General features: G+C 72.0%; 24 protein-coding genes and 4 pseudogenes. 13 read left to right on the top strand and 15 right to left on the bottom strand.

Annotated features, from left to right (window positions below):
• The first annotated feature begins 382 nt into the window (after positions 1-382).
• Positions 383-1,129 (top strand): hypothetical protein, encoded by a 747-nt coding sequence (locus ACIBEC_RS31845; RefSeq protein ID WP_396289481.1) that lies wholly within the window; start codon positions 383-385, stop codon positions 1,127-1,129.
• A gap of 109 nt (positions 1,130-1,238) precedes the next feature.
• Positions 1,239-1,567, top strand: a pseudogene (locus ACIBEC_RS31840) (transposase); the annotation flags it as partial.
• Between the two features lie 815 nt (positions 1,568-2,382).
• On the opposite strand, the gene ACIBEC_RS31835 reads toward ACIBEC_RS31840, so the two are convergent.
• Positions 2,383-3,858, bottom strand: coding sequence for an FAD-dependent monooxygenase (locus ACIBEC_RS31835; protein ID WP_360509466.1), 1,476 nt, complete (start codon positions 3,856-3,858; stop codon positions 2,383-2,385).
• Between the two features lie 102 nt (positions 3,859-3,960).
• A complete protein-coding gene (locus ACIBEC_RS31830) occupies positions 3,961-4,353 on the bottom strand; it encodes a nuclear transport factor 2 family protein (protein ID WP_396289478.1) in 393 nt (130 codons plus the stop codon).
• Between the two features lie 132 nt (positions 4,354-4,485).
• Between ACIBEC_RS31830 and ACIBEC_RS31825 the strand changes: the two genes are divergently transcribed.
• Together ACIBEC_RS31825 and ACIBEC_RS31820 are read left to right on the top strand one after the other, a co-directional pair.
• Positions 4,486-5,085: a MarR family winged helix-turn-helix transcriptional regulator gene (locus ACIBEC_RS31825; RefSeq protein ID WP_396289476.1), complete on the top strand. Its 600-nt coding sequence runs from the start codon at positions 4,486-4,488 to the stop codon at positions 5,083-5,085.
• Positions 5,086-5,242: 157 nt separating this feature from the next.
• Entirely contained in the window at positions 5,243-5,998 is a 756-nt protein-coding gene (locus tag ACIBEC_RS31820; RefSeq protein ID WP_360510057.1) for a hypothetical protein, read from the top strand.
• On the opposite strand, the pseudogene ACIBEC_RS31815 reads toward ACIBEC_RS31820, so the two are convergent.
• The 6 genes and pseudogenes from ACIBEC_RS31815 to ACIBEC_RS31790 form a co-directional block, all read right to left on the bottom strand.
• Positions 5,974-6,156: pseudogene (locus ACIBEC_RS31815) on the bottom strand (DUF6296 family protein); the annotation flags it as partial. The gene ACIBEC_RS31820 and the pseudogene ACIBEC_RS31815 sit on opposite strands and share 25 nt — an antisense overlap.
• 234 nt (positions 6,157-6,390) lie before the next feature.
• On the bottom strand, positions 6,391-7,518 hold the full coding sequence (locus ACIBEC_RS31810) for an NAD(P)/FAD-dependent oxidoreductase (RefSeq protein ID WP_360510058.1): 1,128 nt from the start codon (positions 7,516-7,518) through the stop codon (positions 6,391-6,393).
• Positions 7,519-7,615: 97 nt separating this feature from the next.
• Positions 7,616-7,816: pseudogene (locus ACIBEC_RS31805) on the bottom strand (transposase); the annotation flags it as partial.
• Between the two features lie 214 nt (positions 7,817-8,030).
• Entirely contained in the window at positions 8,031-8,531 is a 501-nt protein-coding gene (locus ACIBEC_RS31800) for a DUF4328 domain-containing protein (RefSeq protein ID WP_360510059.1), read from the bottom strand.
• Positions 8,532-8,955: 424 nt separating this feature from the next.
• On the bottom strand, positions 8,956-9,573 hold the full coding sequence (locus ACIBEC_RS31795; protein ID WP_360510060.1) for a hypothetical protein: 618 nt from the start codon (positions 9,571-9,573) through the stop codon (positions 8,956-8,958).
• 29 nt (positions 9,574-9,602) lie between these two features.
• Positions 9,603-10,217 (bottom strand): helix-turn-helix domain-containing protein, encoded by a 615-nt coding sequence (locus ACIBEC_RS31790; protein ID WP_360510061.1) that lies wholly within the window; start codon positions 10,215-10,217, stop codon positions 9,603-9,605.
• Positions 10,218-10,377: 160 nt separating this feature from the next.
• Here ACIBEC_RS31790 and ACIBEC_RS31785 point away from each other — a divergent pair, with 160 nt between their 5' ends.
• A complete protein-coding gene (locus ACIBEC_RS31785; protein WP_360510062.1) occupies positions 10,378-11,829 on the top strand; it encodes an amidase in 1,452 nt (483 codons plus the stop codon).
• A gap of 508 nt (positions 11,830-12,337) precedes the next feature.
• On the opposite strand, the gene ACIBEC_RS31780 is transcribed toward ACIBEC_RS31785, so the two are convergent.
• A complete protein-coding gene (locus tag ACIBEC_RS31780) occupies positions 12,338-13,054 on the bottom strand; it encodes a hypothetical protein (protein WP_360510063.1) in 717 nt (238 codons plus the stop codon).
• Between the two features lie 930 nt (positions 13,055-13,984).
• On the opposite strand from ACIBEC_RS31780, the gene ACIBEC_RS31775 reads away from it, so the two are divergent.
• Positions 13,985-14,389, top strand: coding sequence for a DoxX family protein (locus ACIBEC_RS31775; RefSeq protein ID WP_360510064.1), 405 nt, complete (start codon positions 13,985-13,987; stop codon positions 14,387-14,389).
• Between the two features lie 540 nt (positions 14,390-14,929).
• Here ACIBEC_RS31775 and ACIBEC_RS31770 read toward each other — a convergent pair.
• The gene (locus ACIBEC_RS31770) at positions 14,930-16,882 is read right to left on the bottom strand and encodes a glycoside hydrolase family 9 protein (protein ID WP_360502562.1); all 1,953 of its coding nucleotides are present in this window, start codon (positions 16,880-16,882) and stop codon (positions 14,930-14,932) included.
• Between the two features lie 237 nt (positions 16,883-17,119).
• Here ACIBEC_RS31770 and ACIBEC_RS31765 point away from each other — a divergent pair, with 237 nt between their 5' ends.
• The 3 genes from ACIBEC_RS31765 to ACIBEC_RS31755 all read left to right on the top strand — a co-directional run bounded on the left by ACIBEC_RS31765 (position 17,120) and on the right by ACIBEC_RS31755 (position 19,482).
• Positions 17,120-17,794: a response regulator transcription factor gene (locus ACIBEC_RS31765; RefSeq protein WP_360502565.1), complete on the top strand. Its 675-nt coding sequence runs from the start codon at positions 17,120-17,122 to the stop codon at positions 17,792-17,794.
• On the top strand, positions 17,791-19,044 hold the full coding sequence (locus ACIBEC_RS31760; RefSeq protein ID WP_360502568.1) for a HAMP domain-containing sensor histidine kinase: 1,254 nt from the start codon (positions 17,791-17,793) through the stop codon (positions 19,042-19,044). Before ACIBEC_RS31765 ends, ACIBEC_RS31760 begins: the two co-directional genes overlap by 4 nt.
• 138 nt (positions 19,045-19,182) lie before the next feature.
• On the top strand, positions 19,183-19,482 hold the full coding sequence (locus ACIBEC_RS31755; RefSeq protein WP_360502571.1) for a hypothetical protein: 300 nt from the start codon (positions 19,183-19,185) through the stop codon (positions 19,480-19,482).
• Between the two features lie 69 nt (positions 19,483-19,551).
• Here the strand turns inward: ACIBEC_RS31755 and ACIBEC_RS31750 are convergent, their stop codons facing one another.
• The 4 genes from ACIBEC_RS31750 to ACIBEC_RS31735 form a co-directional block, all read right to left on the bottom strand.
• Positions 19,552-20,007, bottom strand: a complete 456-nt coding sequence (locus ACIBEC_RS31750; protein ID WP_360502574.1) for a hypothetical protein — start codon at positions 20,005-20,007, stop codon at positions 19,552-19,554.
• Positions 20,008-20,234: 227 nt separating this feature from the next.
• A complete protein-coding gene (locus tag ACIBEC_RS31745; protein WP_360502577.1) occupies positions 20,235-20,546 on the bottom strand; it encodes a TfoX/Sxy family protein in 312 nt (103 codons plus the stop codon).
• Positions 20,543-20,890, bottom strand: a complete 348-nt coding sequence (locus ACIBEC_RS31740) for a nuclear transport factor 2 family protein (protein ID WP_360502580.1) — start codon at positions 20,888-20,890, stop codon at positions 20,543-20,545. The genes ACIBEC_RS31745 and ACIBEC_RS31740 overlap by 4 nt, the downstream gene beginning before the upstream one ends.
• Positions 20,887-21,483, bottom strand: coding sequence for a TetR/AcrR family transcriptional regulator (locus tag ACIBEC_RS31735; RefSeq protein ID WP_360502583.1), 597 nt, complete (start codon positions 21,481-21,483; stop codon positions 20,887-20,889). Before ACIBEC_RS31735 ends, ACIBEC_RS31740 begins: the two co-directional genes overlap by 4 nt.
• Before the next feature lie 210 nt (positions 21,484-21,693).
• Between ACIBEC_RS31735 and ACIBEC_RS31730 the strand changes: the two are divergent.
• The 4 genes and pseudogenes from ACIBEC_RS31730 to ACIBEC_RS31715 form a co-directional block, all read left to right on the top strand.
• Positions 21,694-21,914 (top strand): annotated as a pseudogene (locus ACIBEC_RS31730) (GDP-mannose pyrophosphatase); the annotation flags it as partial.
• A gap of 498 nt (positions 21,915-22,412) precedes the next feature.
• A complete protein-coding gene (locus ACIBEC_RS31725) occupies positions 22,413-22,901 on the top strand; it encodes a hypothetical protein (RefSeq protein WP_360502586.1) in 489 nt (162 codons plus the stop codon).
• A 96-nt stretch (positions 22,902-22,997) separates the two neighbouring features.
• On the top strand, positions 22,998-23,528 hold the full coding sequence (locus ACIBEC_RS31720) for a YrhB domain-containing protein (protein WP_360502588.1): 531 nt from the start codon (positions 22,998-23,000) through the stop codon (positions 23,526-23,528).
• A 348-nt stretch (positions 23,529-23,876) separates the two neighbouring features.
• Positions 23,877-25,388 carry an amino acid permease gene (locus ACIBEC_RS31715; protein WP_360502590.1) on the top strand — a complete coding sequence of 504 codons (1,512 nt, stop codon included), beginning with the start codon at positions 23,877-23,879 and terminating at the stop codon, positions 25,386-25,388.
• On the opposite strand, the gene ACIBEC_RS31710 is transcribed toward ACIBEC_RS31715, so the two are convergent.
• A complete protein-coding gene (locus ACIBEC_RS31710; protein ID WP_360502593.1) occupies positions 25,339-26,013 on the bottom strand; it encodes a TetR/AcrR family transcriptional regulator in 675 nt (224 codons plus the stop codon). The two genes, ACIBEC_RS31715 and ACIBEC_RS31710, sit on opposite strands and share 50 nt — an antisense overlap.
• Positions 26,014-26,159 lie beyond the last annotated feature (146 nt).

The following is a 26,159-nucleotide window of genomic DNA, read 5'->3' as shown; positions in this document are numbered from 1 at the left end:
CGGGAGACGCCCGACCACAGGATGCACGATCGTTCCTGCACTCACGAGAGCGTGGAACGCGGCTCGCGAAGCGCACCAGGTTGCGACGCGCCGGCTCACGCCGTGTACCCACGCGGCCCGCGCAAAGACAGGGACATAGGCCGGTGGCATGCTTCCGTACGCCCCACCCGGCCTCGCTGTCACCGGTCACTCCCCGGTGAGGTCACAGCGACCGGGCCGGGCGCAGCAGCGCGGCGTTGGCCGCGCGGGCTGCCTCCAGCTGGGCCTGGGCCTTGGCCTCTCGCTCCTCGTCGTACCGCTGCTGGTGCAGCAGCAGCAGCAGAAGAAGGAGCGCGGTTACCGTGGGATACGGAGTAGGCAGGGGAAACGGGGGAGGCGGACGATGCGTACGGTCGGGCGGGCGGCCTGGAACACGGCACTGGCGGCGTCATTGGGGGCGGCGGTGTTCTTCGGAACCCGCGAACTGGCGGACCTCGCCCACCGTACCCACGGTCAGGTAGCCGTCCCGACCGTGACGTTGCTCATCCTGCTGGCCGTCTTCCTCACCTGGTACATGCGACGCGGCAAGCCGCCCGGGTGGATGCTTTCGCTCGCCGCCATCGCCACGGCCATGCTGTTTCTCCACATCTCCCTGCTGGACACCCGGGCGCTGCGCGAGCACGGCCTGGAACAGCACGCTCGAATAACCGACGTGCAAACGAAGTTCAACGCCGACAACACCGACTACCAGGTCTACACCCTGGAGGCCATGGACGGTCCGCCGATCAAGGGGACGGCTACCGGAAGCCTTGGCGGTTCGAAGCAGGTCGGCGAGATCGTCACCGTCACCACCGACCCGTCCGGCCAGGTCGCCCCGAAACTGGGCAAGCTGCCGAGCGCGGCCATGCAGTTGTGGATGGGCCGGGTAGACACCGTTCTCGCCCTCCTCCTGGTACCGGTGCTGATCGGCTGGACGATGGAACGCACCAAGAAGCGCACTGGCCGGCAACTCGGCGGCCGACGGGCAGCAGCACGGGGAAGACCACTCCCCCCACAGCCAGGACAGTCCCAAGGCGGCAAGCACGGCCGCCGACCGACGACACCAGGACGAACGACGGAGGGACGAGCAGGCCCCGGCCAACGGCGGTGAACGGCTTGGGCGGCGGCGGACGGGCGGGACAGCACGGCGGACGGCGGCCGCGGCACCGACGAGCAGGACGTCGACCAGGCGCATCACCACCGATGCCGAGCAGCGCCCCATCGGCGGCGGCGCCGAGAACGGCGCGGCGGCGGCCGGGCCCCGGCTGGTGGAGCCGATCCTGACCGCTTGGCGTGTCGAGCGGCAGAACCTCACTGGGACTCGCCGGCAAGGTCGCGGACCTGCGAGGTCATGAACGCGATTCCTTACGTGAACCGTACCGGGATCGCCTGGCGCTACCTTCCGCACGACTTCCCGCCTCACACCACGGTGTTCTCGCACTTCAGCGCGTGGACCGCGGACAGCACGATCGAGAAACTCGGCGTGCGCCTGCACCGCCTGGTCCGCGAGAAGGAAGGCCGCGATGCCGAACCGACCGCATGCGCGATCGCCACCTTTTCAGGTAGCGGCCACCCGGAAGGCCTCAGCCCGCGCCGAAGGCGACACACCGTCCCCGCGTTCCACCAGCAACGACACAGCAACGGCGAGGACGCAGTCGGCGCACTGGAACAGGCACTGGCCGCTCTGCCCCCGGACACCCGCCCCCTGCACGACACCACCGCCCACGACGAACTCCTCCCCTCCCGCCGCCGAACCGCACGGACCACGGCACGCGAGACACCGCCCGACCCGGCGGACCAGACCCCGGCCGTCGGCACACCGACACCGCACGCCCTCACGGAGGAGACGTTCACCGCCGCCCAGGCCGAACTCCTCGCTGCCGCGCGCGCTCTCGTCAAGCGCGGCACGGCCGGCTTCTCCCCCGCCGGCCCAGCGCGTACGCGAAGCCCTCACGGCCTACCACGCCGCCTGGAACACCACCAGCGACAACGGCGGGTCCGTCTGAACTTCCATCACAACTTAACTGGGAGCGCCCCTCCCACCACGGATCGTCCGAGGCGGAGACCAGGGCGACCACCTGCTCGCGCTTGGTCGGGGCAGGCAACACCAACCGGCGCGGCAGCGGCAGGCTGGCAGACCGCGGCCGGGGGCGGGGACGGGGACGGCGCCAGGCAGCAGGGGGCGGCCGGCTGGTCGGCAGCCGGGCCGGCAGGAGCAGCAGGGCACTTGGCGGGCCGGCGGCGCAGCATGACCGGCGAGCACCACAGGGAGCACCGGTACCAGCCGGCCGGCACCAGAACCCGGCCGGGACGGCGGGACCGCGGGCCGCGGGACGGAGCCACCACCACCGGCCGAGGCGGCGTTCAGCGGCACAGGCTGCGCAGGGCGGTGAGGCAGTCCGCAGCACGGCGTTGCGGGTCGGTGTCGGTGCTGGCCCAGGCGATCCGGGCGTCCGGCCGGATGAGGACGGCGGTGACGTCCAGCCAGATTGGATGCGCTGTGCTGGCGTTGACGGCTCCTGCCTGCTGCTCCAGGCCCTCCGTCGGGCACGGTGTCCGCGTCCCGTCGAGGTCCAGCAGTAGGGGTCGGCCGTGGTGCATCAACGGGTGGGCGGTCGTTGCACCTCTCGGGGTGGTCAGGGCGAGGCCGGCCAGTCGGGTGCCGTTCAGCGGGTGCGTGCGGGGTTCGGTGTCGGCGGGGAGCGGGTCGTCGAAACCGGCGATCCGGCGGGCCCACTGGCGGTTGGTCCGTGGTTCGGCGAGCGCGGCGGACCAGACCTCGCGCAGCGCGATCTGCTCCGGGCTCGCCGCCGCGAACAGGGCGAGCTGCGCACGGGTGTTGTCGATGACGGCGCGGGCGGCCGGCCGGCGCTCCGTGTCGTAGCTGTCGAGCAGTCCGTCGGGCGCCCGGCCCTGGAGGGTGGCGGCCAGCTTCCAGCCCAGATTGGTGGCGTCCTGGATGCCCAGGTTCATGCCCTGCCCACCGGCCGGGAAGAACATGTGCGCCGCGTCCCCGGCCACCAGCACCCGTCCGGCTCGGTACCGCGCGGCCTGGCGGGTGGCGTTGCCGTAGCGCGAAAGCCACCGCGGGTTGCGGATGCCGAGATCCCGTCCCAGCAGCGCGCGGGTCTGCTCGCGCACCTCTTCCAGGGTCAGCGGTTCGCCGGTGCCGTGGTGCATGGTGGCCGTGGACAGGCCCGCCAGTCGGTGGACACCGTCGCCGATCGGGGCTGCCAGGAACGAACCGGCCGGCCCGGTGGCGGCGAGCGGCGCGGCAGGTGGATCGTCGAGTTCGACGTCGGCGAGCCACCCGCTCAGGGTGGTGTCCTGACCGGGGAAGCCGATGCCCGCCGCCTGGCGCACCGCGCTGCGGGTACCGTCGCAGCCGACCACCCAGCGGGCCCACAGGGTCCGGTGGGCGCCGGCGGCCCGGAGCACCACCTCGACGGCGTCCGGCCCCTGAGTGAGCGAGACAACCTCCTCCCCCCGCAGCACTCGGGCTCCCGCGGCGACCGCATGCTCCTCCAGAAGTTGTTCGGTGACGGACTGACCGAGCGCCAGCATGAAGGGGTGCACCGCCCCGACCGTGGAGAAGTCCAGCCGGGTGGTCGCCGCGCCGAAGTGGCCGGTCGGTACCGGGGTGCCGCGTTCGATGAACCGCTCCGCGAGGCCCCGGGTGGCGAACGTGTCCAGGGTGCCGGCCTGCATACCGACCGCGCGCGACCGTCCGTCCGGTGCCGCCCGGCGTTCCACGACGGCCACCTCCACCCCGTGCAGTCGCAACTCCGCGGCGAGCCAGAGCCCCACGGGGCCGGCCCCGGCGATCAACACGTCGAGCACGAAAACCACTTCCTCTCACATGGGGGACGATGCGCCATGACGGCGGCGCGCGCCGATGCGCCGGGACGGGGCCGGCCTCGTGTCGCCTGGTGGGAATGTGGCTCAGCGGGCGCTGCCGAGGTTCCGGTCGGTGTCGGCGCCTTCGAGCATGAGAGTGGTCTCCTCGATGCGGCGGAAGCGGCCGTCGGCGGCGAACTCGGCGAAGAGGTAGACCTCCATGCGGACGGTGGAGCCGTCGGTCTTGTTGACGGTCATGGTGTGGCGGTCGGCGTAGAGGTTGCCGGTGGTGAGTTCCTCGTGGACGTCGACGGAGCCGCCGGCGACGACCGTGCGCAGGTGGGCGATGTGGGCGAGGAACTCGGTGCGGTCGGCCCACTCGCCGTCGGTGCGCTGGCGGTAGTCGGGGGCGAAGTGCCGGTCGGCGGCCTCGTCGAGGTCGAGGCCCGGGGTGAGGAGCAGGTCGGTGAGGGCGGCGCGGGCGTGGGTGTGGTTCATGGGGATTCCTTCGGTTGGGCGTGGGCGTGGGCGTGGGCGTGGCCCGCCCTGGATCGGTCAGGTGATGCGTGCCTTAAGCACGCTTCTGACTGTACCAGGAAAAGCGTGCGCCAAGCACGCTAATCTCGAGAGGTGAAGAACTCGACGGGACACGACATCGCCGACGCCCTGGGACTGCTCATGCGGCGGAGCACTCACGCCCGCCTCCACACCCAGCTGACCGAGGGGCTCGGGGAAGCGGTCGACGACCTCACCTACCCGATCCTCAGCGGCCTGGCCCGGACCGGAGCGTGCAGCGCCGCCGACCTGGGCCGCGAGATCGGACTCGACCGCACCACCGTGACCCGTCGCGCCGACCGGCTGGAGCAGGCCCACCTGCTCCGGCGCCACCCCGACCCGGCCCACGGCCGCGCGACCCTCTCGCCCCTCCTCCCGGCCGGTGGCGCCGCGAAGCGGGGCCGCCGGGCCACCGCGCAGCGGACCACCCGTCACGCCGCCGGCGCGCAGCATCAGGTTGCCGGGATCCCGTCCCCCGCTCCTGCTCTGCGCGCCGACTCTTCTGCTCCTCTTCTTCGACGCCCCGGCGCCCGGACTTCACCCGGCACCCGCCGAAGTGCCCAGGGAGAAGTCCCGGTGTCGAGGGGAACCAGAAGCTCGTCGCCGCACGCGTGCGGCGCAGCTGTGGCAAACGGCCCGTCGACGGGCATCTCGCCGATCCCGTCCGCTAGTTGACGACCTTGGCATGGTGCGCGCGGGACCGTCCGCCGTCGATGACGCTCCCGCAATCCCCAACGCACCTGCTACGCGGCCGCGTTCGTGCGCGACGGCACTAATCGGGTTGTGGGCGCCCGCCCTTGAGCGGCCCGCGACAGGATGCTTCACTGTGCGGATGACTCGCGAGACGGAGATGACGGAGCTGTTCGGCGCGGTGCTCAGCAGGCACCGGGTGGACACCGGGGCACGGTGGCAGAACGCCCTGTGGGCGCTGCTGCTGGCTGTGCCCACCGGCTGGCTCGGGCTGTGGGCACTGTTCAGCGCGGACGACACCCGCCCGGGCGGCGGCCGGGCGATCGGCCTGGTGATCGGCCTGTCCCTGGGCGCGCTCTACGTCGCCGTAACGCAGGCCTGGCGCGCGGTGCGGGGCGGACCGGGCGAGTACTTCGAGGTCCACGAGCGCGGCCTCGTCCACGGCTCGCGGCGCGGCGCGGAAGGCTGGGAGTGGAGCCAGGTCGTCTCGATCACGATCCCCGGCACCCGGAGGATCCACGGCCTCGCCCGCCGGCTGGGCAACGACTACCGCTGTCGCCTCGCCCTCGACGGCGGTGCGCGCCTGCACATCGACGGGCACACCCCCGGGGCGTCCGGCCTGGGCCGCGCGGTGCTGGCGCACAGCCCCCACGCGCGGCGGCTGGAGGGGGACGAGTGGCAGGAGCGGGCCGGCGGCTGGTTCCTGGCCGGAGCGATAGTCTTCCTGGCCGTGGGCGTCTCACTGGGCTCCTACCTCGTCAGCCACGCCGACGAGGACGCGCAGAACGTCAGCGAAGGCGTGACCATGGCAGTCGGCCTAGGACTGCCGGTGTGCGTGATCGGCGCGATCACCTGCACCGTGCTGTACATCCGCTACCGGATGTACCGCCCCCGCTGACCCCCCACCCGCCGGCCTCCCTCCTGGGGCATGGACGTCTCGTGCAGGCAGGTATGCCGGCCGACCCCGGGCACAGCGTCCAGGATCCGGGCCACCCCTGCCTGGATCTGGACCCGGAACGCGCCCACCTCATCCGCGTAGACCGGCGCCCCGCCCGCGGTCCGCTCGCCTGCCGATCATGCCTGCGGTGCGGTCGTGCAGGTAGGGGGGCGGGCCGCAGGAGGGCGCCCGGGCGGTGGGCGTGCAGCCTCTTCCTCGAACCCACACCCCCGGGCCCGGCCGGCGAACCCGCCCCGTCCCCGCGTTCCGGCAGCGGCGGCACCGGCGGCGGCGACGCCCCGGCCGGCGCGCTGGACCAGGCACCGGCCGTACCGCCCCCTCGGACACCCGCCCTAGGCGGCCTGCGGGGTGTAGGTGAAGAAGTCGATGACGTCCTGGAGCGCGGGGTTGTCGGTGGTCTCGCCCTCGGTGGTGGGGCCGTGGGTGGCCGAGCGGAGGAACATGGCGCGTTCGTGGGCGGCGATCGCCGCGTCCGGGTCGTCGGGGTGCGCGGCGAGGGCTTCGGCAAGTTCGGCCCCGTCGAGCATGGCGAGGTTGGCGCCCTCGCCGTCGGGCGGGGAGAGGTGGGCGGCGTCGCCGACCAGGGTGGCGCCGGACACGGGCTCCCAGCGGTGGGGGATCGGCAGGGTGTAGAGGGGGCGGAAGAGCGGCGGGGTGTCGCTCGCGGTGATCAGCGCGGTGAGGTCCGGGGCCCAGCCGTCGAACTCGCGCAGGATGCCGGCGGTGGCCGTGGCGGGGTCGGCGAAGTCGATGGCGTCGAACCATTCGCGCGGCTTGCGCAGCGCGACGTAGGTGTGCAGGGTGGAGCCCTTCTCGCGGTGCGCACCGAGCTGCCTCTCGCCGGGGTCGATGGCGAACATCCCTCCGCCGCCGACCAGTTCGGCGGCCGCGGGGTGGCGGCTGTCCGCGTCGTACAGGTAGGTCTCGACGAAGGACATGCCGCTGTACCGGGGCACGGCGGAGGAGAGCAGCGGCCGGACCCGGGACCAGGCGCCGTCCGCGCCGACGAGCACCGCAGTGGTGACGGGCGGGTGGTCGGTGAAGCTCACCTCGTGGCGGCCCGCGCCCAGGGGGCGGACGCCGCTGACCTTGTGACCCCAGCGGACGGTGCCCTGCGGCAGCGAGTCGAGGAGCATCCGGCGCAGGTCGCCGCGCTGGACCTCGGGGCGTCCGCCGGTGCCGTCGTCGTCCTGTTCGTAGCGCACGTTCGCGTTCCGGTCCAGGATGCGCATGGCCTGGCGGCCGTGGAGGACGAGGGTGCGGAACTCGTCGTCGAGGCCGGCGGCGCGCAGGGCGATCCGGCCGTTGTAGTCGTGGATGTCGAGGAGGCCGCCCTGCGGGCGCGCGGTCGGCGAGGCGTCGGCCTCGTAGACGGTGGAGGTGATGCCGTGGACGTGCAGGACCCGGGCGAGGGTGAGGCCGCCGAGTCCGGCGCCGATGATCGTGACGTCAGTGGTCATGATGGCTCCTTGGCTGGTCGCGGCCTGCCGGGAGGATGCCCGGCAGGCTCTGCGACCAAGGTTCCGGGGCCGTGCTGACACCTCACCGGCAGCGTGCTCACAGCCCCGGCAACCGGCTGACACCCTGCCGCCACCCCGCTGACACCTCCTGACAGCGCCCGGGTGGCCCGTCGATCGCCCAGTTCCGCAACCGGGTGTAGACGCCCTTCCACGAGCCGTACTCGGCGGGCAGGTACACCCACTGCGAGCCTGTCCGGAACGTCCACGCGATCGCGTCGATCACCTCCCGGTGATCGCGCCACCGCCCGCCCCAGAGTCATGAGACCAGCAGGAACGACACCAGAACCGGAAACCCCGATGCCGCAACGCGTTCGAGAAGCACTCTCCGAGTCCGGGATCGAGTTGCCCGATCCGGGCCTGGCGCGGCGTCACGCCCTGCGCCGACTGGCGGCGGGACTTGTCGCTGGAGAAATCGCTCCCTTGCGACCCCGATACCCGACCAAAAGCGACAACTATGCTTTGATCTTGGCGCTCTGAGTGGCAGTGATCCTCCCGACCAGCAGGATCGCCAGGATTACAGCGACAACGTCGACGAGCACGACAAGAGGCGCGTTGGGATTGCCTTGCAGGTCGATCACCATGTAGGCCGTGACCCCGACCGACTTGGCGATCCATGCCACCCACCACGCATCGATCACCCAGGCACCACCGGTCGAACCACCGGCCCGCCAGAGGTCCACCACGACCCGGCGCGGAGCCCACCACATGACCACCGGGATGAACCACACCCCAACTGCCCCGCCCACCGTGTACTTGTGAGTGCCCGGAGCGAAGGCCTCGGCGTTGAGTCGGCAGCGTCGGAGCCAGCAGAGAAACACCACGATGGTGCCGAGGAACACGGGCATCGAGAGCAGCGCAGCCGCCTGCGCGAGAAACCTCGAACCGGTCCAGCTGTTCAGTCCGAGGATGACCTGCACGACGGCTTGCATGGCAAGCAGCACCTGCGTGGCCACAGCCAGAGGTCGAGGATCGGCGAGCGCTCCTCGGGACCTTCGTGAGCAGGCTGTACGAGATGTGAGCGCGGTCGGCGAGCTGCCGATGGCTCAAACCCCTCACATCCTCGTAAGCCGCGATCCGCTGGCCGATGCTGATCCCATCCGGAGGTGCCAGGTTGGCCCCCATCCCGTGCACGCCTCGAACCCGTGTGCACGGGACCGTACCCCCGAACTCGCCCGCCCCGCAGATCGTTTCGGCAACCAACGTTGACACCGAATCGAATCCGGCGGAGACCCGCGTTCCCCTACCCGGATCCCGCGATGTGCTCCATACGCCGCGGAGTTGGCTACCGAAGGTAACGCAGCCGTGGTCAAGGGCGTCGCGTGGCCTTTGGGTTGATAGGTGAGCACTACGCAGCCCCTGGCGCCCTCGACGCCCGCCCTACCCATCACGCGGCTCCGGCCGCCTCGTGCGCCTTGTCCGCCTTGTCCGCCGCCGCCGAACCCCGGGGCAGCCGGCCGGGCGCTGGCCAGCGCCGCCCACACCACCTTTACCGTTGTTCTCGAAGGCGTTGATGCCGGGATAGCCGACCTTGCCCTCGTTACCGGGTGAGGAGCTGGCGGGTGCCAGCGCAGGTGTTTTCGTTGCGGGCCGCTTGCCCACCGCCTCTGGCCTGCGTAAACGCTGTTCAGCCGAGAAGGCGGCCGCAACGTCCGGTGCAATGCACGGCGCGACCTTCCGGCCCACTGCCCAGGCAAAAGTCCAGCACCCCGTTGAGGCAACCGTCGGACGAGCGGTCGCGGTCGCCAGTGCCGCGGGCTCGGCGCTACTGGCCGCCCAGATCCTGGGCGGCCAGGCGCAGCAGGGTGATCGCGTCGTCGGGTTGGCGGCGAGCAGTACTCGGTTGTCGGCGGCGTCGGTGACGGGGCGGGTGTCGATGATCGCGACCCAGGCGTTGTCGTCCAGCTCGGTCCAGTCGAGGAGCCGGCCGCCGTGGTCAAGGCCGCGTTCGGTGGGCGGGGTCCGGCCGGTCGACGGGCTTGGCGTCAGTTCCGGCATTGCCGGTGGCTGGGGCCCTGGCGGTCGCCTCAGCGGGTGGTTGGGGCGGACACCGCGGCCCGGTCCACGATCCCCTCGACGATCCGCATCAGGCGCTCGCCGGTACGGTGGATGCTGCCGTTCTGCGTGCTGACCTGAGCGCCTTCGAGGACGAAGGTGATCTCGGCCGCGGTCTGCTCGGGGTCGGGCAGCCCGGCCTGGGCGCACATGCCGACGAGTCGGCGGGTCTGACGCTCCTTGTGCTGTTCGATCACCTGCCGTGCGGGGTGGGCGCGGTCGGGCAGCTCGGCGAGGGAGTTGATGAAGGGGCAGCCCCGGTGCGAGATCGCGGGCAGCCCCTCGGCGATGAAGCGGGCCACGCCGAGGATCTGTTCCCCGGGTCGGCCGGGGTGCTCGGCCTCGACCCGGTCGAACGCCGTCTGGTAGTCGGCGGCGACGATTCGCAGCCACTCGGCGACCAGTTCGTCCTTGGTCTCGAAGTGGCGGTAGATCGCCATCTTGGTGGTCTCGGCCTTCTCGGCGATCGCCTGGACGCCCACGCGCTGGATCCCCTCGCTCCGGAAGAGCTCCTCCGCGGCGTCGAGGATGCGCTCGCGGGGCGGCAGTTTGGCCACCCGGGTCGGTCGTCTGGCGGGCGATGTCATGGCTGGTCCGGGCCTCCGGTCGCTTGCGGGTCGTCCGTTGCGGGTCGTCCGCTTCCTGCACGTCTCGCCCTTCCTGCTACGGTACCAGTCCGTTCCGCGCGATACCGATCGGTATCGTTGAAGACTGAGCGGTATCGATCTCGATTCCAGGAGTGACCCAGTGGACGTCAATGAATACGTGGGCTTCGACGCGGTCGGGCTCGCCGAACTGATCGCCCGGGGCCAGGTGACCCCCGCCGAAGTGGAGGCGGCCGCGCGGGAGGCCGCACGGGCCGTCGACCCGCACCTCAACGCCGTCGTGGAGACCTGGCCCGCCGATGACTCGCCTCGCCCCGGCAGTGCGCCGCTGGCCGGCGTCCCCTTCCTGATCAAGGACCTCGGGGTCACCATGGCCGGCCGACGGACGGAACTCGGCAGCCGCCTCGCGGCCGGGAACGTCGCCGCCGCCGACTCCACCCTGATGTCACGCTTCCGTCGCGCCGGCCTCGTGACGTTCGGACGCACCGCGACCCCGGAGATGGCCTACAGCACCACGACGGAACCCGTGCTGTACGGCCCCACCCGCAACCCGTGGGACCTCACGCGCAGCGCCGGCGGCTCCAGCGGCGGCGCGGGCGCGGCCGTCGCCTCCGGGATCGTGCCGCTCGCGCACGCCACCGACGCGGCGGGCTCGATCCGCATCCCCGCCGCCTACAACGGCCTGTTCGGTCTGAAGCCGACCCGTGGCCGCATACCCGTCGGCCCCGATGTCGACGAGATCTTCAACGGCCTGGCCGTGCACGGCAGCGTCAGCCGCACCGTGCGCGACAGCGCGGTCCTTCTCGACCTGATCGGCGGCCCGGCGGCGGGTGACCCCTACGTCGCCCCGCAGCCGCCCCGGCCGTACGTGCAGGAGGTCTCCCGGGATCCGGGCTCCCTGCGGATCGGCGTCCTCACCCAGGCCTGGGGCGGACACCGCACCACGGCGCCCGTGGCCGAGGCGCTGTCGCGCACCGTGTACCTGCTGGAGTCCCTCGGCCACCGAGTGGAGCAGGCCGAAGTCGAACTCGGCGTCAACTGGGAGGAGTTCGTCCTGGCCAACGCCCGCCAGTGGACGGCGAACCTCACGGTGTCGGTCGACGAACTGGCCGCCGCCTCGGGCAGGCCGGTCGACTTCTCGACCCTCGAACCGCCGATCCTCGCCAGCTACTACTACGGGCGGCGGGTCACCGGCGCCGAACTCGTGGCCGCCCTGGCCGTCCGCAACCGGGTCTCCCGGAGCCTGGCACGCTCGCTGGACGCGTACGACGTCCTGCTCACCCCGACCGTGCCGGACCTCCCGGTGCCCCTGGGCACCCACGGCCGAGGGGCGGAGACACTGGACGGCCCCGGCTGGCTCCGCCGGCTCTTCGACCTCTCGCCCTTCACCGCAGCGTTCAACGTGGCCGGCACGCCCGCCATGTCGGTGCCGGTGACGGCCGACCCCGGCACGGGGCTCCCGGTCGGCATGCAGTTCGCCGCCGGCTACGGGCGCGAGGGCCGCCTCTTCCGTCTCGCCGGACAACTCGAAGAGGCCGCCCCGTGGTCGGACCGCACTCCCCCGGTGTGGGCGGGGAACCACCCAGGCCGCTGAGGACCGCCCCCGGGCGCCCTGCCCCCGCCCGGCTCGGCGCCCATCGGTATCGGCCTCCAAGGTGCACTCGGTGGTGGCGAACCTATGGCTGGCCGCCGAGGAGGATCCGGCGACCGGCGAGATGCCCGCCGCCGTCCCGGCCGGGGCCGCCCGGATCGGGAACCTGGTGCAGCGGGCCCGGCCGCGCCGATCCGGCACCCGCTCGGCAGCAGGGGCGGGCGGCCATGCGGGTGGACGGAGCTGGAGGCGGCGGGGTAGGGGCAAGTCCTGAGGTGCGCGGAGGCCCGCTCCGTGTTCCGGAGCGGGCTGGGGGCCGGCCGCACGGGCCCGGCGCCGGCGCCGGGCCGCCCACACGGCCGGCGCCTAACGGCGCCTCAGGACCGGCTGCGCCGTACTAGGGGTCGGGCGGCGGCGGGACGGCGGCACCTCCGGCCTCGGCACGTGCCGCGGGGCCGCGACGGGTCGGCCCCCGTCGCGGCCCCGTGGATCACGGCCCCGTGCACCCGGCTCAGCTGCCCAGCGGGCGGAGGGCCGAGTCCAGGGGGTCGAGCGACCAACCTCCACCGCCGGGGCGGCAGCTGAGCGCGGTGTCGGCCGTGTCGGCCGCGTTGGTGCCGGTGTTGAAGTTGGCGTTCGGGGTGTTCGGCAGCACGCCCATGTAGTACATGCCGGCCGACGTCCACACGCACTGGTGCAGGTTGAGGAAGCGGTTGCCGGCCAGGTCGAAGGACTTGACGGCGGAGTTGGCGAGCGTCAGCGTCCAGCCGCCCCCGCCCGGGCTGCACCGCAGCACGGTGTCGGGTGTGTCCGAGACGTTGGTGCCGGTGTTGAAGTTGACGTTCGGGGTGTTCGGCAGGATGGCCGTGTAGTGCTGGCCGGCCGAGAAGTACACGCACTGGTGGACGTTCAGGTAGCGGCCGGCGGCGAGGTCGAACGCCTTCACCGCAGAGTTGGCGGGCGCCGGCCTCCAGTCCCCGCTCCCCGGACCGCAGGAGAGCGCCGTGTCCGGCGTGTTGGAGACGTTCGTCCCGGTGTTGAAGGGCGTGCCGGCGGTGTTCGGCAGCAGGTTGGTGTAATGCCCACCGGGGCCGTAGTACACGCACTGGTGGATGTTCAGGTAGCGCGCGGCGAGCCGCTGCCCCGGCGGTCCCGCCACGGCGGTGCTCCCCAGGACGAGGGCGACGGCCCCCGTGACCGCCGCCACGATGATCGACAATCTACGCATGGTGCACTCCTCCCGACCCACGCCCACCCGTCAGGGCCCGCACGCACCAAGCTACTGGGGACCGGCCGGTGGGTGTTCATGACCGCACATCGGCAACCCGTTCGGCCCATTGGGCAGACGATATGGCCATCAGATCAGGCGACCGCCGGACTGCCGTCACACGACATCCGCCGCGCGGGCCGCCTGCACCGCGCCCCGCACGCCCGTCGACACCCGCGCCGCCCGGGTCCTCGCCCCACAGCCCGGCCCGCTCGACCAGGAGCCAGGGGAACCGCTCGGATTCGGTAAGGTCCGGCCGGCGGGCCTTGTCCCGGATCTCCTGCGCGACCATGCAGGCACATGCGCGGAGACCTCTGCACAAGGACCGCTTGCGTGCGCCATGGCCGGCCATGCGCATGCGCGGAGGCCCCACACCACGCATGCGCAGAGCCGTGGAACGGGCGGGCCGGATGGGCGGGGCGGGCCGGACGGGCGGGGCGGGCCGGACGGGCGGGGCGGGCCGGGGCACGCGCCCGCCGGACCGCCCCGCGGCCGCTGCGCGGCGGGCAACCCCGCGCCCGGAACGCCGAGTTGCGCGCCGCCACCCGCCCGACATCGGTCAGCTGCCAACGGCCGGCGGGAGCACGGCACCCGGCAGACAACGGACCGCCGGGCGCCCGCCGCCCGTACGGCAACGCGGCCACCGGCCGGAGGGCAGCGGACAGCAGGCGGCCGGGCAACGGGCACCGAGGCGCGGGCACCAGCCGAACGAAAGCGTGGTCCTGTGCCCGGGGGCCACGGCTGAGGGCGGTCCCGGGCAGGGCCGATCCCATGGGCGAGCCCGAGCCGCGCGGGCTGCCGGAAAACTTCCTCCCACCGGACCGATGAGTTCAGACGGTGGCGGCGGTCAAACCTGAGAAAGCAACGACAGCCGACCCGGGGAGACCTGAAATGTCCAGCACCGCCACCGCCGTGAAGTCCGGCAAGACCGTCGTCCGGACGGTCTGGACGCTGCGGATCCTGCTCGCGCTCTTCTTCGCCCTGGCGAGCGCGCTGCCCAAGCTGCTCGCCCTCCCCGCCGCCACAACCGTCTTCGACGCCATCGGCTGGGGCCACTGGTTCATGTACCTGACCGGACTGGTGGAGCTCGCCGGGGCGATCGGCCTACTGGTCGGGCGACTGGCCGGGCCGGCCGCGACGGCACTCATCGTCTTCCTGGTGTTCGCGTTCGTCACCCAGCTCACCGCGATGCACGGGGAGAACGCCGGGACCCCGTTCCTCTTCATGATGCCGCTGGCCGTCATCGCCTGGAACCAGCGCACGGAGACCGCCGAGCTGCTCAGCCTCCGGCCCTGACCGGGTCCTCACAGGACCGCCGGCACAGGCAGGGCCGAGGGTACCGGGGCCGAGCCGGCCCGCGGCCGGAGGCCAACGATGAGGACGGCCGGTCGGGCCGCGGCCCGACCGGTGCGACGGCCAACGGACGACGGCAGCCGGGCAGCCGGGCGGGGCCGGAGCGCGGCACGCCCTTCTACAACAACAGCGCCTCGGCAGGTGCTCGGGTGGCCGACGCGGCGGGGGGGCCCCCCCCGGGGGGGGGGCGCCGCGCCGCGCCCCCCCCCCCCGCCCCCCCCCCGCGCGGGGGGGGGGGGGGGGGGGGCGGGGGGGGGGCCCCCCCGCCCGGGGGGGGGGGCCCCCCCCCCCGCCGCCCGTCAGAACCCGCTGCGACGCACGTGCGGAGGAGCGGGCCCAGGCGTGCTCGGTGCCGCGGAGCGCGAGGGCCGCGGTGCGGTTGCGCCAAGGGTCGGATCGGCTCGCCGCGGCTGTGCTCCAGCGCGTCCGGTGCGCGGTGGCGCGGTGGCGTGCTGCTTGTTGCTTGGTACTTGGTGCTTGGTGTCAGCTGCGGCTGGTCTCTGGGCTCTGGGGTGCGGCGGAGAGGGTGAAGGAGAGCAGGGCGGTGGCGGTGAAGTCGTCTGCGGATTCGACGGTCTGCCAGGCGCCCACGTGGTCCATGAAGCCGCTGCCGTGGCCGTCGAACGCGGCGAAGGGGTTGCCGTCGTTGGTCGGGCATTTGCGCATGCCGGGGAAGGAGTTGAGGTCCTTGAGCTTGTCTGCCGCGTTGGGGCCGTTGACGACGCCGCCCCGGAGGATGTCGCCTTCGCCGTTCAGGTCACCGGCGAGGTTGGCGGGCTGGTGTTCGGGGCAGTGCGGGAAGGTGCTGCCGGCTCCGATGACGAAGGAGGAACCCCAGGCGTTGGCGCCCAGTGTCCAGTTGCGCTGCTGGGTGGCGAACGCCTCGTAGTGGGAGTCGCCGGTCACGCGCTGGTACAGCTGGGCGGTGGCGGCCAGGCCGAAGGTGTGGGGTACGGAGTCGAAGTCGGTGTAGACGGCGCCGGCCCGGAAGGGGTCCTTGGCGGCGCGGGAGCTGCCGTCGTCGAGCTGGCGCTTGAGGTCGGCGACGAGGTCGCCGCGGGTGGCCTCGGTGCTCTGGGCGCCGGAGTCGAGGAGCTTGGCGAGGTCGGCGTGCGCGAGTGCGCTGACGTCGCCGAGTCCGAGGGTGCCGAGGGTGTCGGAGGCGAGGTACTGCTTGGCCCAGTGGCCGGCCTGCTTGGTCCAGCCGGCCGCCCGGCTGTCGTCGAGGGCCTGCGCGGCGAGGGCCATCTCGGTGGCGCCGAATTCCATGTCGTCCTGCCAGGACGCCTCGGGGTAGAAGCTGTGCGGGAAGGCGGTGACGAGCTTGTCGCCGGGAGTGGTGTCCGCGAGTGCGTAGACGTGCGCGGCCTTCTCCAGCTCCTCGTGTGCCCGGGCGGGGTTGTCGGCGGCGTCCAGCTGTGCGGCCAGGGCGAAGGTCGCGGCCACGCGCCCGGCGAGGTTGGGGCTGATGGGCTTGCCGGGGGGTGCCGCGCGGAAGACCGGGCGGTGCTTGATCAGGTAGTTCGGGTCGCCGGGCTTGACCTGCAGAGCGTCGTCGGCCTCGGGCAGGCGCCAGTCGTCGTGGTCGGAGCGGATCCTGCCGGAGCCGTCGTCCGTGTCGCCCTTGCCCAGGCCGACCTGGGCGTAGAGGGTGCGGGACTTGTCGTCCCACATCTTGTCGAGCCAGTCGAGCCCGTGGCGGGCCTCGGCGGCCAGTTCCTTGCCGCCGACGGGCGTGGTCCGCTGCGCGAGCAGGAGACCGGCGGTGGAGTAGGACGCGGTGTGCGTGAACTTGAGGAAGTCACCGGCGTCGTGCCAGCCGCCGGAGACGTCGACCGGGCCGCCGACCGGCTTGAGGGGCGCGGTCAGGACCTTCTCGTCCTCGTCGTAGGCGGGCGTGTCGTACACGGTGGCCTGGCGGTCCGTGAGGTGGGAGGGCCGGCGCCGCAGCTTGGTGGGCACGACGTCGGCTCCGTCACGCTGGGCCTGGAAGAAACCGACGTTGTCCTGGATGAGCTTGCCGAACAGTTCACCGGCGGGTGCGATGTGGAACTGCGGGGAGACCGCGTTGATGTTCCCGAACACCTCCACCCGGTAGTCGCCGGGCTCGGTCAGGCGGGACAGGTCCAGGGTGTGAACGTTGCGGTAGGCGTCGTTCCACCGCCCGGTATAGCCTCCGACCCTGCCGCTCAGCACCTCCTTCCCGGCCGTGTCACGTACCCGGAAGGACGCCGTCGACGCGGGGTGGGAGGACATGAGGTAGGCGTGCTTGGTCTCACCGGGCGTGTAGCCGACCTGGTCGACACGCACCTCGGCGCGGGGTGCTCCCGCCAGGGCGTCGGATCCCTGAGCGGACTGGACACAGAAGACCGCGACGACCGAAGCGGCCAGGCCTGCGGCGGTGATGCCGATTACACGAGTACGAATCTTTGCCATGCCCGCACACTGTCAGCCGGCCCATGAGGCCAACATGAGGAAGCCCGGGCAGCCGCCCGGCCCGCCCCCAGAACCAGATTCCCCGGCCCTCCGACGGCACAGACACACCGCCCCCGCACGCGGAAGTCCGTCCGGCCGCGGCGTGACGGCACCGGGCCTTCGGACACCGACCGGATAACGGCCAAGCACCGCTACAGCGGCGTTCGTACCCTTTTCGGCCCAGTAGGCTCGCCCGTCATGCGTGTACTTGTCCTGGAGGACGACCCCGAACTCGGCCCCGTGATCATCAGAGGCCTGCGCGAAGCCGGCTTCGCCGTCGACTTCGCCGGCGATCTCGCCGACGCCGACTTCAAGCTCGCGGTCAACACCTACGACTGCCTCATCGCCGACCGCATCCTGCCCGACGGCGACGCGCTCACCCTCCTCGCCGCCCAGCGCAGGCGGGGCTCCACCCTGCCGGTCCTCCTGCTCACAGCCCTGGACGCGGTCACCGACCGCGTGGCCGGCTTCGAGCACGGCGCCGACGACTACCTCGTCAAACCCTTCGCCTTCGCCGAACTCAGCGCCCGGGTGCGGGCCCTGTGCCGTCGCGGCCAGCCCGCACGGCTGCCCGAGCTGCGGGTCGGCGACCTGGAACTCGACCTGCCGCGCCGCCGGGTACGGCGAGCCGGCGTGCTCCTCACCCTCACCGCGAAGGAGTTCTCCGTCCTGGAGGTCCTGATGCTGCGGGCCGGCGACGTGGTCACCCGCACCGACCTCATCGAACGCTGCTGGGACGAGCAGGCCGAACCGCTCTCCAACGTCGTCGACGTCCTCATAGGCCAACTGCGCCGCAAACTGGGCCCGCCCGAACTCATCCGGACGGTGCGCGGTGTCGGCTACCGCATCGACGACCAGGCCCCGGGCCTGTGACGCCGCGCACTCCCGCCGTCGCACGCCTGCACCGCGCCCGCTGGGCGATGACCCTGCTGTTCGCCGCGACCACCGCCGCCTGCCTTCTGGTGCTCGCCGTCATCGCGGTGCGCACCGACGGCCGGTCCCGGACGGACGAACTCGACAACGGCGTCAGCCACCGGGCGGACGGGCTCGCCCGCACGACGTACTACGACGGCGGCGTCCTGCACCTCGACGCGCTGTCGGAGGACGACCTGGCCCGCAGCGCCGAGATGCTCGGCGTCCTCCAGGCACCCGAACACGCCCGGCCGCAGATCCGCTACGCCCGCGACTCCCCCACCGCCCTGCCCGGCCAGGCGGCACTGGACGAGATCTGGCAGCAGGTCCAGCACGACCAGGAGACCGTCCTGGTCAGCGCCGACGTCGACGGCCGGGAATACCAGTGGGCCGCGGCCCCTGTCTGGGACAACGACAGGATCGGCGCCGCCGTCCTGGTCGGCGCCGACCCCGCCCGGAGCCTGGCCGCCCACACCCGACTGCTGCACTGGCTGGCCGCGGGCTGCGCGGCCCTGGTGCTGGCCGCCGCCGCGGTCGGCCACCTCCTGTCCGGGCGGGCCATGCGACCCGCCCTGCAGGGGCTCGAACAGCAGGAACAGTTCCTCGCCGAGGCGGCACACGAACTGCGCACCCCGCTGGCCACCCTGCGGCTGGTGGTCGAAGGCGGCAACAGCACGCCGACCCGGGCACCCGCCGCCCTGGACGAGGCCGTCCGACTGGTCGACCGCCTGGGCCGCCTGGTCACCGGCCTGCTGGCCCGCGCCCGCGTCGAAGCCGGCACCCAGGAAATCGAGCTGACCCCGCTACGGCTCGACCAGCTCGTCGAACAGACCGTCGAGGAACTCCCCGACCACACCGGCGTCACGCTCACCACCGAGGCCGCCATCGTCAACGGCGACCCCGAACTGCTCGCCCAGGCCGTCCGCAACCTCGTCGAGAACGCCCTGCGCCACGGCGGCGGCACCCCGGTCGACGTGAGCGTCACCCCGGGACGCATCACCGTCCGGGACCACGGCCCCGGCATCCCCGCCGAAGACCACGCCCGGGTCTTCGAACGCCGCGTCACCGGACCCGCGAGCACCGGCACCGGCACCGGCCTCGCCATCGTCCGCTGGGTGGCCGAACTCCACGGCGGCACCGCCCAGCTCTCCCCGGCCCCCCGCGGCGGGACGCTGGCCGAGCTGCTGCTGCCCCAGCACACCGACACCTGAGCCGGCCCCGCCCGGCCCGACCATCCCTACCGGTCGGCCAAGCGCCGAGGTCGGAGCGAGCAGGAACCACGTCGCCGGTGAAGCGGGCCGGCTCGAAGGCCCGCATCACCGGCGACGTGGCGTTCCCAGGCCTCGCCCATGGCCAGGAGGTCCTGCGCCGAGAAGGAGTCGAAGGAGCGCTCGACCACTGTCCGGATGACCTGTTCCCGAGTCAGCGGCGTCCCGTCGAGCGTGATTCAGCAATTCAATGATCTCGCGTTCGAGGGGGAGCACCGGACCGGACTCGACGGGCAGAACACATTTGTCCTGGACCAGCCGCATACGGTGGTCTTCGGCATCGGAATTTCGCTCCGCTGTGTCGCAGCGATCGGCTTCGATACCCCGATCGCACCGTCCCGTCTCATCGTCGGGACGGCGGGCGGCGACTTTACCGCCTGAAATCACCGAACTACCTGAACTGCTTCGGATGTCCACATGCTGCCGGCCGCCGATCAGCCGACGTTCCGGTCAGTGCCCAAGTTCCGCGAGCGCCGGGTTGGCCGCCAGTTGCGGATACTCGTCGCCAAGTTCGGCCAGCACGGCGTCCCGGAAGGTCACCCACGCGCCCCTCAGCTCGGTGAGCGAGCAGACAACCTCCGCCTCGGTGTAGGTCGCCGAGATTCGGATCTTCCCGGCTTCGGGCGTGAACCACAGCAGGTCGGCGGTTTCAGTGGAAGCAAACGTCGAAGCCTCACCCCGCTCCAGGTCACCCAGCACCCCGCGTAACTGCCACACGAAGTCCAGCACCGGCGTCCATGACCATGGCGGGCCGAGTTCGACCCCGTCGACTGCGAACGAGAGATCGGACAGGAAGTAGTACCACCGCAGGTCGCCACGGCTGACCGCTGCCAGGTCTACGCCCTCCCGGTGTTCCCGACCGCGCTCCACGTACGGACCGGTCCGGAGATATTCGATCTTGATCATCTCTGTCCTCCTACGGCTGTTCGACCGTGAACGCGTTTCGGATTGTCCGTGTGCCCGGATCGGTGTACCCGCGGATCGCACAGAGGTCCTTGATTGTGTTCGGGTCGGCGGCCTGAGTGAGGAGCAGCTGCCCGAATCGGCCCGGCTCGCGGAGGCCGAGCGGCAGGCCTCCCACAGGGTATGGGCCGCCGCACATCCCAGGCGGGTTACAGCAACGGATCGGCTGATCAGCGGAGTGCCGTGCGGGCCAGGGAGCACAGCTCAGCCTGATCGTCCATCGCCTCCGCCGGGACACTGTAGTAGGAGTGCACCACCACCTCGCGGCCTGCGGCGTGGTAGGTGAACGGCTTGGATCCGGAATTCGCGTGGGAGGAGCGGGCCGCGCTGTCGACGCGGAGGTAGAGGGTGTCCATCACCATCGCGAACTGCCTGCCGTGGCGGCGCAGTGCCCAGCCACCGAAGTAGCGCTGGATGGTGACCTCGCCGAGCGGCGCCAGTTGATCGGCGACGTACTCGGCGAGGCTGCGAGATCCGCTCACGCGGGGAGGAAGAACCCGGTGATGTCGGCGAGTCGGCCGTCGCGGTGGAGCGCGGTGCTCACGCCCGCCATGGCGGGTTCGTCCTGCTCGCCGAGCTGGGTCCACCGCGCGAGCGAGCGGTCATGGTGGTCGAGGACCTCGTCTATCCGGAACCGGTGCCCGGGGAAGGCTCCTGCGAATCCGGTCATGTAGGCGGCCAGCTCGGTCAGCCCGCTGACCTCCGTGCCCGGGTCCCGGTAGGCGACGTCGTCGACCGCGACCGTGCGAAGGGCGGCGAGCCGCTCGCCGGGGTCGGCCGACCAGCACGCGGCATAGTTCGTCCAGAGCTGCTGTGAGTCACTCATCGCTGTCCCTCTTTCATGGGGCCGATCGACGCGATCGCGCCATCGGTGATGGTGTGCAGTTTCGTGTGGGGCGTGCCGGCTCTGACCAGCACCAGGAGCCCCTGATAGAGCGCCAGCAGCCGGGCTGCCGACACCTCGACGTCCAGATCCGCCGACAGCAGGCCCAGGGCGCGGGCCCGCGTCAGCGCGTCGGCGAAGCCGGACTCGATCACGTCCAGCCCTCGGCGCACTCCGGCGGTGGCCTGCGGAACGGTGAAGGACTCCACGGCGGTGTTGGTGAGCAGACAGCCCGGGTCTGGATCGAGGCCGGTCTCGAACGCCGAGGTGAAGAACGACCGGATGCCCGCCACGGGGTCCGTCGGTTCCAGGAGATGGACCCGGACCCGGCCCTGCACCACCTGGTCGTTGTAGGCGTCCAGGGCAGCGCGGAACAGGCCGTCCTTGCTTTCGAAGACCCGGTACAGGCTTCCCGGGTGCAGCCCGGTCGCCTCCTCGATGTCCCGCAGCGAGGCGCCGAGGTAACCCCGGTGGCGGAACAGTCGCATGGCGGAGGCCAGTACCTCCGCCTGATCCCAGAGCTGTCTGCGGCCCACCGAAACCTCCGTAGTTGAACGACTGCTCACAAAAAATAGCACGCCGGCCCGACCAGTCGCTCCCGGGCAACTCCACCAGGCCCACCAACCGACCCCACAGAAGGTCGCCGACAGCGTTGTCCTCGGCAATCGGGACTGAGCACGCGACCCTGTACCTGGAGCTGCACCGGATCGAGGCCCTCGGTGTGGTGCGGGCCGCCGCGGCGCCGCCCCGGCTCGGTCACCGAGCGGCTGCACTTCTACGCCGCCCCTACACCCAGGCCCACCGCACCGGAAACGGCGGCGGCCTCGAGGAGGACGGCAAGGACATCGAGGTCCTCGAACTGCCCTTCGCCGGCGCCCTCGCCATGGTCCGCGACGGACGCATCACGGATGGCAAGACCATCCTGCCCCTGCAACGGGCCGCCCCGGACGGCCCCTTCGTCACGGCGGGCACCGGCTCACACCGCCGCCCCGGCCCTGGCGGAGCGCCAGGGCCGGGGCGGCGGTGGCGCTACGATACGCGCATGCATGTCATCAGTGCCGGTGTCCGCACGCTCATGAACGCAGTCGTCAACGGCGATCCGCTCTGGCCTGCGGTGACGCTCTTCCTGGTGTCCTTCCCGATCGCGATCGTCATTGGCGCGGTTCGCGCCTCCCGTAGGTAGCGCGGCACGCCTGCCGCGCCCGTTCACCCGGGTCACGACGCCGCCGGTCCCGGGCGCCCGGGGCCGGGTCGGCTCGCCGTCATGCTGCTCCAGCCGTTGCCGAGGAGATGTGAAGTCCACACCGTCGTTGCGGGGCGGTATTCAGGGCGAGGTACCCGAGTGAGGCCGCCTCATCGCCATGAATGCGAAAGGGTGAAATATGCCTTTTCTGGGGGGAGTTGCGCGAGTTGCGCGACTGAAAGGGTTTTACGAAAACCGGCCCCCATCGTAGGCTCCACGATCATGAGCGATTCCCCCGCAAAGCGTCACTGGCGCATGTCGATATTCCTCTGGATCGGCTTGCCCTTCATAGCCTTCGTCGGCATTGCCAAGGCCGCGCCTGATCTCGTACCGGCCTGGAAGGCGCAGAGCGGCAGCGGAGTCATCGGGACGTTCACTGCCGTCCGGGAGTCCTGCAGCCACGGGTCCTGCGACTTCTACGGCGGCTGGAAGGCGGCGGACGGCGCTTCCACGCGCACGGACGTCCTCCTTTACGACGGACCGGATTCCATGCGGATCGGCGGGACGGCCGCAGCACTGGACTCCGGTGCCCCTGGCGGAGTCTTTTCAACGGGGGGCGGTTCTTCCTACCTGCTGGTGACGGCCTTTGCCGTTGGCGGTCTGGCGGCAGCGATTGCCTGGCCGGTGTTTCTCTGGCGCACCTGGCGCACCTGGCACTCTTCGCGCGGGCGCCGCACTTCGTCACCGGAGTCAGCTGAGGCAGCCGCCTGACGCGGCATCGAGAGAACGCGCCTCCGCGCCCGGGCGGCACCGGATCGACGACCGGGTGCGCGGAAATCCGGTTGAGCCGGAGTGAAGGATGGGACCGTGATTTCCAAGGAACGAGCGGTCGAGCTGGTCGAGTCCCTGCTGGCGCGGGAGCGGCCGAACTGGGAAGGGGCGAGCCTGCTCCCGGAGCTGGCCGTCTACGCCGTCGAGGAGTGGTCGGTCGGGTGGCTCGCCTACTGGACTTCGGCGGAGGGCGCCCGCAACCCTGCTCTGCGCGGGAACCTGCTCGGCGGCCCTCTACTGGTCGACCGGGAGGACGGGAGCATCCACTTCGTTCCCGGCACCCGCTGGACCGATGACTGGGAGGGGGACTACCTCTGGCAGGTCAAGGGCACCAGGGCGCCCGACCCCCTCGCCGCGGCCGTCCGCCGCCTCGCGGACTCCGTCGGGACCGCCGCCGCCATGCAGCATCTGCGCAAGCAGGCCCCGCGGATGGGCCTGCGGGAGGCCAGGGCCTACGTGACGATCGTCAGGGACGGGAGTGAACCGCCCGAGGAACTGGCGAGCCTCACCCGCGAGCCCAATCCGGACCTGGGACCGATCGAGACGCTGGCCGGCCCTGTCCGGTAGCAGTCCGGCTGCACGGCCAGGTCCCCCCGGGCGGGCAAGCCTTGGTTGGGGCTCCGCTTCACGTGGGGCTGTGGCCAACTGGCAGTGCCGGCGGCCAGGTATCGCTTCCGGTCACAGCCGGCGCGTGGCGTGGCACCGGCAGGCTGGGGAGTTTTCACCCCGGGTCCGGGCCGACGGCCGTCCCGCACTCCGGTCGACGGGTGTCCACGCCTCGGTCGGACCGGCCGGAGGACTTGATCACGACGGGCGGTCGGGGCCAGGATCTCCCCCGGTTGGATCACAACGGGGGGAGACGTGATGTCCGAGGACCGGTCGGTCAGTCGTGGGCTGAGACAGCGCCACATTGCCATGATCGCGCTGGGTGGTGCGATCGGAGCCGGGCTGTTCGTCGGCTCCGGCGTCGGGATCGCCGCGGCGGGGCCCGGGATCGTGGTGTCGTACGTGGTGGCCGGGGTGCTCACGGTGCTGGTCATGCGGATGCTCGGCGAGATGTCCGCCGCCCGCCCCGGCTCCGGGTCGTTCGCCGCGCACGCCACCCGCGCCTGGGGGCCGTGGGCCGGGCTGCTGGCCGGCTGGATGTACTGGGCCCTGCTGGTGGTGAGCGTGGCCGCGGAGGCGATCGGGGCGTCCCGGATCGTGGCGGGATGGCTGCCGCAGGTGCCGGCCTGGGTGTGGGTGGCGGCGTTCATGGCGCTGTTCACCGGGACGAATCTGGCGGGTGTGCGGCACTTCGGCGAGCTGGAGTTCTGGTTCGCCGGGGTGAAGGCGGCCTCGATCTGCGCGTTCATCCTGCTCGGCGCCGCCGCCGTGCTCACCGGCCGGACGCCGGCCGCGGAGAACCTGACCGCGCACGGCGGCCTGCTGCCGCACGGCTGGCACGGGGTCGCGGTGGGCACCATCGCGGCGGTGTTCGCGTACGGCGGGCTGGAGACGGTGACCATCGCCGCCGCCGAGTGCGAGGACCCGGTGGCCGCGGTGCGCCGGGCGGTGCGCACGGTGCTGTGGCGGGTGGCGCTGTTCTACATCGGCTCGATGGCGGTGATCGTCGCCGTGGTGCCGTGGGACGACCCGGCGGTCGCCGGCGGCCCGTACGCGGCGGCGATCGGCCGGATCGGGGTGCCGGGCGCGGCGCAGCTGATGAACGCCGTCGTGCTGGTGGCCCTGCTGTCAGCGATGAACGCCAACATCTACGGCTCCTCGCGGATGCTGCACGCCCTCGCCGCCCGCGGCGACGCCCCACGTCTGCTGACCCGCCGCGGCCGGTCGGCCGACCGCAGCGGCGACGGCTCGGCCGACGCGGCCGGCACCTCGGCTGCCCCGACCGGCACCGGCCGCGCCGTGCTCGCCTCGGCCGCGTTCGGCTTCGCGTCGGTGGTGCTCAGCCTGCTGTGGCCGCGGACCGTTTTCCCGTTCCTGCTGAACTCGATCGGGACGGCGATCCTGGTGGTCTGGATCCTGATCGCCGCCTCCCACCTGCGGCTGCACGGCCGGCAGCAGCGCACGGACGGGCCGCAGCAGGAGCACTGGCCGGAGCAGGAGCGCGGGCCGCAGCAGGCGGCCCCGATGCGGGGCTTCCCGTACCTGGGCTACCTGGCGCTGGCGGCGATGGCCGGGGTGCTGGTGTTCATGCTGGTGGACCCGGGCAGCCGCAGCCAGGTGCTCTGCACCGGCGCGTGGACGGCGGTGCTGCTGCTGGTGGCCGGGCTGCGGCGGCGCCGTCGCCGGCCGGACGCCGATCCGGCCGCGGCGCCGACGGCCGCTGCTCCGACCGTGACGGCGGCCCCGGCCGCCGGGCCCGCCGTCGCCGTGGTCACTGCTCCCGCGCGTACCGTGCCAGGAACAGGTCGACCCCGGAGCTGATCATCCGGTGCATCTCGGCCTCGTCCAGTTCGGCCTCCGGGCTGAACGTCCGCACCAGCTGCGGCACGCCCACCGTGCAGGCGACCAGCTGCTGCACGGCCAGCGCCGGGTCCTCCACGGCGAGCACGCCGCGGCGGTCCAGTTCGGCGAAGGCCTCGATCAGCGGGCCGTTGTTCATGTCGTAGCTGACCCGGTACCAGAGCTGGCCCAGCTGCGGGAAGCGGTCGATCTCGCCGATCACCAGCCGGCGCAGCGACATGATGTCGGGGCGCAGCAGGATGCGGGTCCAGTCGAGGGTGAGCGTGATCAGTGCGGAGCGCAGGTCGGCGGCCTCGGCGATGGTGGAGTTCCACGGCTTGAGGTCCTCGTAGGTGGTGGGCAGTATGCCGCCGATCACCGCGAGGAAGAGCCGTTCCTTGTTCCCGAAGTGCTTGTAGATGGTCGCCTTGGAGACACCGGAGCGCGCGGTGATGGCGTCCATCGAGGCGGCGGAGTAGCCCTCCTTCAGGAACTCGGCCAGGGCCGCGTCGATGATCGCCTGCCGGCGCCGCTGGGCGGCGTCGACCGGGCTCGGGATGATCGGGATGCCGAACTCGTCGATCGGCTGGGGGCTGTCGGCGGCCATCGGGGTTCTCCTCGGGGTGCTCGGGGGGAGACGGTACGGACCAGCATAGGAAACTGAACGGTTCGGTCGGTACTCCTGGCGCCCGGCCCGGCAGCGACTCCGTCGGCACTCCGGCCGGTGTACGGGCGACCCGGCGGCACTCGGCG

This window comes from Kitasatospora sp. NPDC051164, from assembly GCF_044455625.1.
Classification (GTDB): Bacteria; Actinomycetota; Actinomycetes; order Streptomycetales; family Streptomycetaceae; genus Kitasatospora.
The sequence above is the reverse complement of the archived record's forward strand: the minus strand, read 5'-3'. Positions and strand labels throughout refer to the sequence as shown.